The sequence below is a fragment of the Nitrosococcus watsonii C-113 genome (assembly GCF_000143085.1).
Classification (GTDB): Bacteria; Pseudomonadota; Gammaproteobacteria; order Nitrosococcales; family Nitrosococcaceae; genus Nitrosococcus; species Nitrosococcus watsonii.
Genome location: NC_014315.1, coordinates 1,233,694 through 1,247,351, shown reverse-complemented (window position 1 = coordinate 1,247,351; position 13,658 = coordinate 1,233,694). Strand labels below are relative to the sequence as shown.

The window sequence follows — 13,658 nt, the reverse complement described above, 5'->3', positions numbered from 1 at the left end:
ACCGCGCCGTCATCCTGATAACAGCTTTTCTAAATAAATCAATAAAAAACTATGATCAAGCACAATACTATCGGTAAAGGGGCATACCGAAAGAGCCATGCCCACGTGTTTGTTCGCCGCGCCCGGAGCGGTTGCGTTTCCCTATTAACGCTCGCTTTGTCTGCTTGCATGGGGGGTCCCGCCATCGATCTGACGCCTGACTATCAACCGGAAAAATTTATTCTCCCCGACTCGTGGCGCGGGTCGGGGCCATTTGCTAAAGCGAACCCGTCGGAAGGCGAGCTGCGCCCGGATTGGTGGAAACTTTATGACGATCCAGTTTTGAATGAGCTCGAAAAACAGGCCATGGAGGCCAACCCGGATCTCCATGCTGCCGCTGAGCGATTCATTCAGGCTCGGGCCATCATGATGAAGGTCCGCTCACGGCTCATTCCCCAGCTGGGAGTAGGGTTCGGCGCTTCCAACAATAAACAGTCGGAAGAGCGGCTATTCCGCGGCCTTGGCGAACCTGACCGAGAAACGACGCTTGAATTTGGGGGACTTGCTGGCTGGGAGCCGGATTTCTGGTCAAGGATTCGCAATAGAACCCGCATGAAAATTTACCGCGCCGAGCAACGGGCTGCTGAATACATACTTGCCCGGCTCAGCTTGCAAGCGGAAGTTGCAACCAATTACTACACATTGCGTAGCCTGGATGGGCAAACGGCCATCCTGAGTCAATCGGTCGACTACTACAAAAACTTGCTGGGCGTCGTTGAAGACCGTTTTAACGGGGCTATTTCGCCGAAAATCGACGTCACGCGTACCCAGTTCCTGTTATTCAGCACGGAAGCGAGGCTCCTTGAGATTCAGGCCCAACGCCAGGTCATAGAACATGCGATCGCCGTGCTCGTTAACCGGTCAGCGAGCAGCTTTAAAGTCGCGCCGCTCGATGAGTTTCCCATGGCCAAGTTTGAATTACCGGTTGAAATTCCATCAACCTTACTGGAGCGCCGGCCCGATATTGCCGCCATGGAGCGCAAGATGGCCCAGGCGAACCGCACTATCGGCATTGCCCGCGCCGCCTTTTATCCCCATATCTCATTCAGGGCTGGCAGCGGATTTGAAGGAGGCACCGGCCTATTCGATATGGCCAAGAGTTTCTGGACCTATGGCTTAGAGGTTACGCTCCCGATTTTCCAGGGTGGGCATCGCCGCGCCCGCTTGCAACAAGCTTGGTCGGTTTATCGCGAGACGGTAGACGATTACCGTTCGACGGTACTCAATGCCTTTCGCGAGGTCGAGAACGGTTTGAGCCGGACGAATTTGATCTCTGCCCAAGTCGAAAAACTGATAACCTCGGTTGAAGCCGCCCTGGAAACGCAAAACCTGACCGTCAACCTCTATCAAGGGGGACTGGCAACCAGTCTTGACCTTCTGTTCGCGCAAATCAACACCCTGGATGCGCGTATCGAGGTAGTCAGGGGTAAAGCTGAGCTGATGAAATCCTCGGTTGAGCTCGTCCGGGCACTCGGCGGAGGCTGGAACCGCGAGCAACTGCCTACCGACGAGCAGATACAGCCCTTCGGTGTTCTTCAATATAACGATCTTGGCAAACCCCAACCCGTCGGGGGAATCGATGCCCCAACGAGCAATGATGGGAGATATAGTCAACAATACGATGATCTCACTCAATCCATCGAAGGAATCGCTATACCCACAGGCAGCAACGGGGAAAATCAGGATCTCATTATTCATCCCCCTGGGGAAATGTCTGTACCCAAAATGGCGGTACCTCCTGAGGAAATGGAGACCGACCAACATAACAAGGGTAATAATGACTAACCCAACCCGCTATCTTTAAGATCGTTGAGGGGATGGCACAAGGAAGTGCGATGCCCCCCAGGAGCGGGAAACGCAGCTTTGATGCGAACGCCGCAACCCCAAGCATTTATCTCTTAAAAAAATGATTGGAAGCAAACCTGGCAAAACACCCTTTCGGCGGCAACCTAACCCACTCTTCCATCAATAAAGGGTTCGATCGGGCTTTTCCTGCCAGCGCGCAAAAACCTCCAGAACTTCATTCCGCATGAGCTGAAACATGGGAATCCGGCGCCTGCCTGGTTCAAGGGATAATTCGCTATAAATGGCTGCATCGTCAAAGCCGATATGGGCCGCATCTTCCTGGCCAGCGGCATAATAAATCCGCGCGATCCGAGCCCAATAGGCGGCTCCCAAACACATGGGGCAAGGCTCGCAGCTACAATATAGAGTGCAACCTTCCAGATGAAAATCATTAAGATTCCTGCAAGCCATGCGAATAGCTTGAACTTCTGCATGGGCAGTGGGATCGCGCAATGCAATAACATCATTGCAGGCGCGCCCAAGTATTTCTCCATCGCGCACCACCACAGCGCCAAAAGGTCCCCCAAGACCATCACCCATACCCTTGCTTGCCAGGCTAATCGCCTCCGCCATGAACCTTGCATGCATACCGCTTCTCCCACTGACTCACCTGCAATCTAACAGGCATTTCCAAAGGACCCAGTCACCATCAGTTTCATTTACTGCTAGTATGATAGAGAATAATGTCCTGTTAGTAAGCCTCTAGGTCTCTTATTAAATGACGCATGATACCGGTACTAGAACTCCTCAACCTTAGTAAATCTTACTGGGAAGGCGAAACCGAGCACCGGGTACTCCATGAGCTCACCGCTACGATCCAAAAGGGTGAATGTATAGTGCTGCTCGGGCGCAGCGGTTCGGGCAAATCCACCCTCCTTAACCTCATTGCGGGTATCGATTTTCCCAGTGCCGGCGAGGTGAACATCAATGGGATATCCTTGACTCGGCTTTCCGAGGAAGATCGCACCCTGCTGCGCCGGCGCTATATTGGCTTCATTTTTCAATTCTTCAACCTTATTCCCACGCTTACCGTAGAGGAAAATTTATTGCTGCCCCTAGAACTTAACGGTCGCAATAATCCCACGGAACACGCTTATGCTCAGAGCTTGCTGCAAGAAGTTGGCCTGCTGGAACGAGCCCATAGCTTTCCTGATGAACTCTCCGGGGGCGAGCAACAACGCGTTGCCATTGCCCGCGCCCTGGTCCACGATCCCTTGCTGGTACTGGCCGATGAGCCAACAGGAAACCTGGATCTGGAAACCGGCCGCCGGGTTCTGGCCCTCCTAGACCGCCTTACCAAACAACAGGGTAAAACCCTCATCATGGTCACTCACAGCCCGGAAGTAGTTGGACAAGCAGACCGCATCCTGCGGTTACGTCCCGAAGGGCTGGTCGCCGAAGAGCCTCCCCAATGACGCCAGTATTGTGGCGGGCTAATTGGCGAAGCTTAGGGCGGCATCCCTGGCAAATCGCCTTGGCGCTGCTAGGTATTGCGCTCGGGGTTGCCGTGGTAGTGGCTATCGACCTTGCTAACAGTAGCGCTAACCGGGCTTTTACCGTTGCCACAGAAAGCGTGACGGGCCGGGCTACTCACCGGATTATAGGTGGACCCGATGGGCTACCGGAGGAGATTTATCTCCATGTCCGTTTGAATCAGGGGATATTTCCTTCCGCCCCTATCGTAGAAGGCAATATTTACCTGCCCGATAACAACGATCAACCTTTGCGGCTGTTAGGCATCGATCCCTTTGCCGAGCAACCCTTCCGGGATTATTCCAGCGGAACAGGCGCAGGCTCCAAGGTGGACATACCAGCCCTCTTAACCAAACCTGGCGCGGTAATTATCGAACAGGCAACCGCCCAACGGTTAGGATTACAACAGGGGGATCAGTTGGCAATCCGGGTGGGTGCTCATCATGCCCAATTAACGGTGGCCAGCATTTTTCAAGAGAAGGGCCTTGCCCAAGAAGGGCTTGCCAATTTACTTATTGCCGATATCGCAACGGCTCAGGAAGTATTAGGCTTACTTGGAAAGCTCAGCCATATCGATCTGATCTTACCTCCCGGTGAGGCAGGCGTTGCTCAGCAGGAACAGCTCGAAAAACGCCTGCCACCCCAGACCGAGCTCATCGAAGCGAACGCCCGCAGCCGGGCAATCACCGAAATGACGCGCGCCTTTCAACTCAATCTCACTGCGCTCAGCTTGCTGGCGCTCCTGGTAGGCAGTTTTATCGTTTATAATACCGTCACTTTTCTCTGGTTGCAGCGGCGCCGCCTGATTGGCTTACTGCGTGCCCTGGGAGTCGCTCGCAAGCAAATATTCCTACTCCTGCTCACCGAGGCCCTAGGTTTCGGGATTGCGGGCTCGGTAACAGGCATACTACTTGGAATCGGCCTAGGCGAATTTCTCCTGGGATTGGTCAGTCAAACTTTCAATGATCTTTACTTCGCTGTCCAGGTCCGTGATGTGTCCCCCTCCATGGAAAGCTTAACCAAAGGTCTCATTCTGGGCCTAGGCGCTACCCTCGCGGCCACCGTGGTTCCTGCTCGGGAAGCAACTCACACTCCTCCTGGTACTGCCCTTCATCGTTCTTCGTTAGAACATCAAGCCCGCCGCTGGTCGAAAAGGGCTGCTCTGATGGGCGGGGGCGTATTAATCACAGGGGTTCTTGTATTACTGCTACCTAGCAAAAGCATTGGGCTAGGCTTTGTAAGCCTGACGGCCCTACAGATAGGATGTGCTTTACTGGTACCGACTCTGGGCACTCTGCTGCTCACCCTAGCGCAGCCTTTGCTACGCCGGAGCTTTGGAATTTTAGGCCAGTTAGCTACGCGCGGTATTGTGGCCAGCCTCAGCCGAACTGGCGTGGCCATGGCGGCCCTGACCCTGGCGGTCTCCGCTACGGTTGGCATCGGTGTTATGATTGATAGCTTTCGGCTCTCCGTGAGCCAGTGGCTTACGACGACCCTACAGGCCGATCTTTACGTTTCCATTCCTGGCACCCATTCAGGTCCGGCTCATAGCTCCCTGGACTTGTCCTTAATTGAACGTATCGCCGCGACACCAGGGGTAACGGCAATCAGCACTACCCGCTGGGTACGGATTGAAGGCAAAAACGGCCTCACCAATATGGTGGCTCTTGCGCCTGCCCCCCAAAGCTTTGCCGGATTTCAATTTACCTCGGGAAATCCAGAAAAAGCATGGCAAGCGTTTGTCCATGAAGGAGCCGTACTGGTCTCCGAGCCCTACGCTTACCACCACCAGCTATCACCTGGCTCACGCCTGCACCTGCGCACCGACCAGGGACGACAGTCCTTTACCGTAGCTGGCGTTTATCTCAGTTACGGCTCAGATCAGGGGGTCGTAACGATCCACCGTGACACCTACCAGCGCTATTGGTCCGATGACGGAGTCTCCGGAATTGGTATTTATGCCGAGCCCGATGTGGACCTTGAAACCCTGCGTCAAACCCTGCTAGAAAGCATAAACAGCAGCCAACACATACAAATCCGTACCAACCGTTCTATCCGCGAACTCTCATTACAAATCTTTGACCGCTCCTTCGCCATCACGGAAGTAGTACGGCTGCTCGCTGGATTAGTGGCTTTCGCCGGTATTTTTAGCGCTTTAATGGCCCTCCAATTAGAACGCACGCGGGAATTTGGCATACTGCGAGCCATGGGACTCCTTCCCCGTCAGCTAAGAGGACTGGTAACGGGGCAAACCGGACTGATAGGACTGGTTTGCGGCCTGCTGGCGCTCCCCCTTGGGTTGCTCTCAGCCCTAGGATTGATTTATGTGATTAACCGGCGATCTTTCGGCTGGAGCATGGGATTTACTATTTCTCCCGAAATTCTTTTGCAAGGAGTCCTGCTTGCTATCATCGCAGCCGTGCTTGCCGGAATTTATCCAGCATGGCGAATGGCCCATACTCCTCCAGCGGAAGGACTAAGAGAGGAATGATCCGTGGATAGGCTTTTACAAGGGGAAAAATATTCGAGTCTCTAAGCCGTGCCGTTAGAATGAAAAAGGTATACTTTCGATAAAGATAAACAGCCCTCCTCCCTCCCCCAAGACAAGAGTGCTTGTTCAATCTCGGCTGCCGATAAAGGCTCGCTAAGGTAGAAGCCTTGAAGCCTGTCACACTGATGCTCTTTAAGGAATTCTTCCTGCGCCTGACTCTCCACCCCTTCCGCAACCACTTTCAGCCGCAGGCTATGGGCAAGCGCAATGATACCTTTGATAATTGCGGCATCATCCGGATTATTGACAACGTCATGGATAAAACAACGGTCAATCTTTAATATATCGACGGGAAAACTTTTCAAATAATTGAGTGATGAGTAACCCGTACCAAAATCATCGATAGCGAGTTTTATTCCCATCTCTCTCAAACGATGAAATTTAGGTATCACCGCACTCGCCCGTTTCATCACTACGCTTTCAGTAATTTCAAGCTCTAACCATTTTGGAGGCACGTCTGTTTCTTTCAATATGGTTACAATCTTATCAATTAGCTCCTCCCTTTCTAACTCCCGGCCCGATACATTCACAGCAATACGGAAAGGTCCGAATTCCCGCTGCAGCCAAGACCGCATTTGGGTACAAGCTTCCCGCAATACCCAGACGCCAATGGAGGCGATAAGCCCGGTTTCTTCCGCTAGGGGAATAAACTCTGACGGCGGAATTAAACCATGCTCTGGATGATCCCAACGTATCAACGCTTCCAGGGTGGTAATTTCTCCCGTGCCAAGATCTATTTGCGGCTGATAATAAAGGGTAAATTCATTTTTCTCCAATGCCCGGCGAAGTTCGGCTTCCAAGCCTAGTCGCTTAACAGCGGCCGTCTCCATACCTCTTTCATAAAATTGATAGCTGTTGCCTTGCTCTTTAGCGCGAAACATAGCGGTATCCGCATGTTTAATGAGCATGCTTGCGTCTTCGCCATCATCAGGATAGAGGGAAATACCTATACTGGTGCCGATATACATCTCCTGGCCCGAGAAAACGAATGGTTTAGAGAGAACACTACAAATCTTAGCAGCCACTTCCGCCGCTATTCGGGGGGATTCAATTTGTTCCAGGATAACTGTAAACTCATCTCCTCCTAACCGGGCCACCATATCCTTTGAGCGAAGGCAGCCTACAATCCGATCAGCCGCCGCCTTCAGCAGCAAATCCCCCACCTCATGACCCAGGGTATCATTAACCAGCTTGAAGCGATCCAAATCAAGGAATAGAACAGCAAACTTTTCTCCTCTCAAATGAGACCGATTGATTACCCCCCCAAGCTGCTTGTGAAACAGGGTACGGTTTGGCAAATTTGTCAGCACATCATGATAAGCCAATTGGTGGATATCCTTTTCAGCCCTACTAGCATCGAGAAGACGAGCAACCCGTTTCTGCAATACAGAAAAATGCACCGGCTTTGGAATATAGTCAGTAGCCCCCGCAGAAAAAGCACTTTCAATGGAATGATCATCATCTAGGGCAGTAATAATAAGCACTGGTGTATGCTTGCTGCCTGGCAAATCTCGTATCTGAGCACAGGCGTTAAAGCCATCCAATACAGGCATGACCGCATCCATCAAAACCAGGTCCGGCATCTGCTGTTTACAAAATGCCAGCGCCTGACTACCGTTTATGACCTCATCAATCCAATAACCCCCTTTTTCCAAAACATTACGCAGCGCCATACGCATAGTTCGATCATCGTCAACGATAAGCACCCGTGATTTTTTTCTATTGTTAAAGAGACAGACTTCTTTGCCGGACTCGTTCTCTTGCTGTAATGCCCTTTTAACAAACGAGTATTCAGAGAATAACTTATCAAACAGTTCCTTGGCTCCTTCCAGAGAACCAGAACGTCCTAAATCTTCTAATTGCTTAGCAATAGAGGCGAACCGGTTAGCGCCAAAATTCTTAGCACTACCCTTAACACTATGGGCCATTTCCCCTACTTTGTGGACTTTGTCCTCGAAGATCGCTTTTTGCAGAATATCCAAATAAAGCGAAGTATCCTCAATAAAAGTTTCCACCATCCTGGGAAAAGCATCTCTAACACTGGTGCGGAGTCGATTCAAGGCAAGCAGATCCAGAGGAGTTTCACGCTCCTCGCTTTCCATTTGAGTACTTTCGGAATCTGTATCTGCAGAACCCGTACCTAGCCAATGCCGCAATTTATCTCGCAATACACTCAACCGAAGCGGCTTTGGCAGGTAATCATTCATACCTGCTGAGATACATTTATCACTGTCACCCTTTCTAACATTAGCCGTCATGGCAATGATGGGTACTTGTTTCTTGCCAGCTTCCCGAATTCGAATTTGGCGAGTCGCCTCATAACCGTCCATCTGCGGCATATGACAATCCATCAACACTAACTCATATACTTTGCCGGACATCGCATCCAGCGCTTCTTGACCATTACTCACCACCTCAACCCGGCAACCCAATCTCTCCAACATCCCCACGGCCACCTGCTGATTGACCCTATTATCCTCAACGACCAAGACGCGGCGATCGGAAAATTCCGTTTCTTCTATGGCCGCAGATAAAGTTTCCGACACTACCTCCTTATTTTGTTTTACGGCGGTTATAATCGTGTTATATAAGGAAGATTGTTGCACTGGCTTAGCTACATAATTCACCACGCCAGATAGAGGGGAAATATCAGAGACAGGATGGCGCTGGCGCCCCATCAATATAATCTTAACGGAGGCAATCAAAGAATCTTCGGCAATCTGCTGTGCCAGCTCAAGACCCTTCAAATCAGGCGTATTTTCATCCACCAGCACAAGGTCATAAGACCGTCCCTCAGCCACAGCGCTACGCAGCATTTTGAGAGCCTGTTGCCCGTTTTCAGCACAACCATGGTACATTCCCCAAGAGCTAAAAGTCTGGCCTAGAAAGCGCCGGCTCACTGTGCTGTCTTCGACAATCAGCAATCGTAACCCAGCCACTTCCGCCTTATTAGTCAATGCCTGCCCTGCTTGAGGCATTATCATTTCTTCTAAGGGGACGGTAAACCAGAAGAGGCTTCCTTTATCAAGGTTATTTTCTACTCCAAGGTCACCCCCCATTAAATCCACCAGCTGACGACAAATAGCTAAACCCAAACCGGTGCCTCCATACTTACGGGTAGTAGAACTATCCGCTTGGGAGAAAGCTTCGAATACCCGCGCCAGAAACTCTAGGGGAATCCCAATGCCCGTATCCCTTACTTCAAAATGGAGCACTAATTTTTTTGCTTTTTTCTCGAGCAGCCTGACCTCAATGGATACTTCTCCTTGCTCGGTGAACTTGACGGCATTGCCCATCAAATTGATAAGAATCTGCCGAATCCGGGTCGCATCTCCCCGCATAAATAGCGGAACATTTTCCGCTACCACATACCCTATTTCCAAGTCCTTCCGCTGTGCTTGAGCAGCAAGCAAACCGATAACATCATCCAAGGTTTCTTGTAAATAAAAATCAACGGAATCAAGTTTAAACTTCCCCGACTCGATACGTGAAAAATCCAGTATATTGCCGATGAGATCTAATAGCGTTTCCCCTGAACCGCAGGCTACTTGCACATATTCGCGCTGATTGGGAGTCAATTCCGTATTGCTTAACAACTCAAGCATTCCTATTACCCCATTGAGAGGAGTACGAAGCTCATGGCTAACACTAGCGGCAAATTCTCCTTTGATACGGGCAGATTCTAAAGCTGCATCCCGCGCTTTTTTCAATTCTTGCTCCCGGGCCTCCAGGACGGTCATCATGGTATTAAAAGCGCCCTCCATGTCCATAATATCTTTTGGCCCATCCACTTTAGCGCGCACTTTTTTTTCTCCTAGCTCAGCCTGTTTCATTTTTTCCGCTAGGTTTTTAAGCGGCGTAGTCATCCGCGCCGTAATCGCAAGCAAGAGAAGAAGTAACACAGCAGCCAAAGTGATAGACACCAATAAATTACCACGCAAAATATCCCTTGCTAGGGTTTTTAAAGTACCTTTACCCATCATTACCCGCACAAAACCAATGAGCTCGGGTTCTGGCGGATTGGCTAAAAATGGCGAATCCTCCAGATCGGTATTACCCTGGCGTGCATAAACCGGGGCCACAAAATACCAAGCATTTTCTGTTTCTCGTTCTAGCCATAGCATTCTTGGCCACAGCGTATGCTCTGCAGGCAACAAAGATTCCTGTCCTTCGGATAACAATACTTGGTATTCTAGATCATAAATGGCTACCCCCTGAATATCAGGAAAAGCTAGCGTTGCACGGGCTGCCTCCTTAGCATTATCGGCGCTCTGATAGAGCAGGGCTAGTGTGCTTTGAGCCGCAAAAGTCTCAGTAGCGCGGCGTCCCTGCTCAAGTAAGGTCGTACGAACCGTGCGGCTGGATAAAGTTGAAATAGCAAAAGAGGAAAGCAAGGCTAAACAAATGATTCCAACAGTAAAAGTCATCACCAATTGCTGGCGGAATCCTTTTTTTCTTCGAAAAATATGTAATAACCTTTTCACCCTGTGCTCCTATCGTGCCGGAAAAATCAGATCAAAATCTTGCTTCATCCGATTCATTAAATTAAGCCCTAGATGATCGGCAGTACGCGTATTGACGGCAATTAAAAGATCACGCAATGGACTTATGCCAAGAGATTCTCTACCATTTGTTATTTTTTTTAACATCAAATCAGCGAGGCTCTGTCCCATCCTTTCATTATCGGGATAGAGGGCAAATAAGGCGCCTCTCGGTATATGTGCTAAATTACTGGAAAACACAACCAGATTTTGTTCCCAGGCTTTTTGCAGAATTAGCGGCAGAATAGCCTGCTCATCAATAGTAGAATCCTGTGGCAACCAAATCGCATCTTTTCCTTCTTTCAGCAGAGGTAAAATATCCCGGTACAGCGCAGCCGCTTCACGAATATTTTTCACAGAGAATGTATTAATTCCGATACCATAAAATCTAGCTGCTTTTACTGCTCGATCAATAAGCCATTCGGTTTGATCTTGATTGTAAATCAGAGTAATTTGCTTAATGCCAGGATCAATTTTTAGCAATTTCTGAAAAATAATTTCAGGATCAGGTGTTAATGATATCCCTGTTAGATTCTCCCCGCCAGGAGAAATCAAGACTGCACCTATAACAACATGAAACATAGATTGTAGATCTTTCGCTGCTGATAACCCCCTGCTTCCAAGGACAATAACACCCTGTATCCGTGCTTTTCTGAGATGATATTTAATGACTTCAGGGTCATAATTTTTTTTTAATGGATAAAGTTTGACGGTTTTTTTTATCTTATCCTCAATCCCTTTTATAATTTTAAGGAAGATACTCTGATAAGGCTCCCTGATATCTGGATAGATAACAGCAATTGCTGGCGAATCAGCCAATGCTACTGGCCCCATGCCTGCGCCACCAAGAAATAACCATACAAGTAAAAAAAAATATTGACGGCAATTTCTTATTTTTTCAGCTGTCAACGAATTATCCTTATCGAAATTTATGGCCGCAATACTTTTATTTTCAAATAACCTGATGAGGTTAACAGTCTGCAAATATAAAACTATAAAACCAGCCTCAGTAATCGGTGCTGGTTTTATAACAATTCTCTTGTAATGCGCAACCAGCTAGAAACGAAACCGAATTTCCCCAAAAAAACTTCGTCCAGATAAGGGAAGATCATTGGGAATTAAAGCGCTTGGGTTGCCTGCCGGGCTAGGTTCACGGGCATCATTATCAAATAAATTACGTACGGAGAAGGCAGCTTCCCAATGTTTTTTGATCGCTGTCCGGCGTAGAGTCAAATCAAAAATACTATAATTATTGATAGCAGGCCGGTTATCGCCAGCGGGGCGCGCCCGATCGATAACCCAATTAAGCTGTGGTGTTAAACGCCAATGGGGAAGAAACTCCCAGCTTCCACGCAAATAAATCTGATGTTGAGGCGCATAGCCTGCATTCTTACCTGTTTTCTCATCTGTTGAATGTTGAAAAGCATAGTTGCCTAAAAGATGAAAAGTAGAAGTAAGCGCCCAGTCTGCTTCCAGCTCTAACCCAAGGCCCTTTTGCTTACCAGCATTTTTAGCAACATTGACGCTAGTCCCAGGATCGGGCACAAATTGAATGATATCGTCCCAGCGATAGTGAAATAGACTCAGGGCCAAATGCAGCGCATTGGTGGGCCGGTAATCAAAGGCTAGCTCTACCGTTTCAATTGTCTCTGGATCAAGATTAGGATTACCTATGGCCACCGGATTATTAATATTGAATAATTCGGCAAAAGAAGGAGCACGGAAAGCGCGGCCATATAGGAGCTTAGTCGTCAGATCATAACGAGTGGCCCAAACCAAGGCGAGGCGGGGATTAATGGTATCGCCAAAATCAGAGAAATGATCATACCGCACACCCGCGGTGAATTCCCAATCATTGGCAAAATTCCAAACATCCTGAAGAAAAGCATAATAATTCTTACGATCCCGTTCACGCAAAAAAACCTGGGATAGATTCCCGGTGACGTCCCTTAAGCCTCCAAGAGGTCGGGGCAAGCCCGTTTTAAAATCAAATTCATAGTTTTTGACCTCTTTGACATCATAGAGATCACCATAACGCATACCCGCACCCACGCGAATCTGATGCCGTTCAAAGCCGGTATAAAAGGCTGAGGTTTTAAACCGAGCATGGCGTTCAAAAACTTCAGGATTACCAATCACGCCCTGTGGAAAATCTATTCCGGGGGAACTATTAAAGTCCGCTCCCGGTGGAAAAAGCCGGACATCATGCTCAACTTCCTGACTGGTATTAAAATAGCTCGCTTGCGCCATGACATCCCAATTTTCACTAAAGAATGTAGGATTATGATAAGTCAGATCCACGTTCCAGCGGTTACTGGCAAAGCGGCCATTGGGATCTAGAGCTTGCGCAACGCCAGCGCCGGTTCCAAAATTACTCCGCCGCTGCAAGCCTGCCCGCAGACGCCAATGCTCCCGGCTGATATCCAAACGGGCATCAATATTTTCCCGCTGCAAATTTACCGGGCCAGGGGCTAAGGAAGCCTCCGTACCGAACTGGCTATCAAAAAAAGTTTGAGCATCCGCATTAATGATTCTCCGTTGACCGTCGGTATCACCATATTCCAGCATGACCGCCACATCAAAACCACCCCAGTTATCTCCATGGAGCGCCCAGCCATTCCAACTATTAAAGCTACCAGCACGGCCGCCTATTTCAGTGCCCCCGATATCCTCCTTGGTTTTGGTAATGATATTAATAACGCCGGCAAAGGCATCCGCCCCATAAATTGCCGACCCTGGTCCCCGAATAACTTCAACCCGAGCAATAGACTGTACCGGCATACCACCCCATATCTGATGTCTATTCCCAAAAAAAAGATTAGTAATAGGTATGCCATTAATTAACATTAACACCTGTGGATTGAATTGGGAGAAAATTCCCCGAAAGGTATAAATAGGATTATATCCACTAGGGTTTCTTGCCACGTGTAATCCTGGCACGGTCTCCAGCACTTGATCTAGATCCGTGGCGCCTATCTCTTTAATGTCTTCCGCAGTGATAACGGTTGCAATGGCAGGCGCCCTGGAAATGGGCTTACTATTGCCGGTAGCAAGACTAATCATTTCCTCGCCGCCATATAAATTAAGCAAGGCTTCTTCATCATCCATTCCCGTATTTACAGCCAACGCATTGGCTGTATACAAAATTAACAAGCAAAAGACACTACGAGTAATCAATGAAAAATACATAATGGCATAGAGCGGGAAAG

The 13,658-nt window shown here is 49.1% G+C and carries 7 protein-coding genes; 3 read left to right on the top strand and 4 right to left on the bottom strand.

The features are described 5' to 3' along the window. The first annotated feature begins 51 nt into the window (after positions 1–51). Entirely contained in the window at positions 52–1,824 is a 1,773-nt protein-coding gene (locus NWAT_RS05730) for an efflux transporter outer membrane subunit (RefSeq protein WP_013220198.1), read from the top strand. 180 nt (positions 1,825–2,004) lie between these two features. On the opposite strand, the gene NWAT_RS05725 is transcribed toward NWAT_RS05730, so the two are convergent. After that, positions 2,005–2,472, bottom strand: a complete 468-nt coding sequence (locus NWAT_RS05725) for a nucleoside deaminase (protein WP_013220197.1) — start codon at positions 2,470–2,472, stop codon at positions 2,005–2,007. Positions 2,473–2,609: 137 nt separating this feature from the next. Here NWAT_RS05725 and NWAT_RS05720 point away from each other — a divergent pair, with 137 nt between their 5' ends. Then, a complete protein-coding gene (locus NWAT_RS05720; RefSeq protein WP_013220196.1) occupies positions 2,610–3,299 on the top strand; it encodes an ABC transporter ATP-binding protein in 690 nt (229 codons plus the stop codon). Beyond that, the gene (locus tag NWAT_RS05715; protein ID WP_013220195.1) at positions 3,296–5,848 is read left to right on the top strand and encodes an FtsX-like permease family protein; all 2,553 of its coding nucleotides are present in this window, start codon (positions 3,296–3,298) and stop codon (positions 5,846–5,848) included. The genes NWAT_RS05720 and NWAT_RS05715 overlap by 4 nt, the downstream gene beginning before the upstream one ends. Positions 5,849–5,889: 41 nt before the next feature. On the opposite strand, the gene NWAT_RS05710 is transcribed toward NWAT_RS05715, so the two are convergent. From NWAT_RS05710 to NWAT_RS05700, 3 genes are all read right to left on the bottom strand, one after another. Further along, positions 5,890–10,392 carry an EAL domain-containing protein gene (locus NWAT_RS05710; protein ID WP_013220194.1) on the bottom strand — a complete coding sequence of 1,501 codons (4,503 nt, stop codon included), beginning with the start codon at positions 10,390–10,392 and terminating at the stop codon, positions 5,890–5,892. A gap of 9 nt (positions 10,393–10,401) precedes the next feature. Beyond that, positions 10,402–11,358: an ABC transporter substrate binding protein gene (locus tag NWAT_RS05705; RefSeq protein WP_013220193.1), complete on the bottom strand. Its 957-nt coding sequence runs from the start codon at positions 11,356–11,358 to the stop codon at positions 10,402–10,404. 147 nt (positions 11,359–11,505) lie between these two features. Continuing rightward, positions 11,506–13,557, bottom strand: a complete 2,052-nt coding sequence (locus tag NWAT_RS05700; protein WP_269724274.1) for a TonB-dependent receptor plug domain-containing protein — start codon at positions 13,555–13,557, stop codon at positions 11,506–11,508. Positions 13,558–13,658 lie beyond the last annotated feature (101 nt).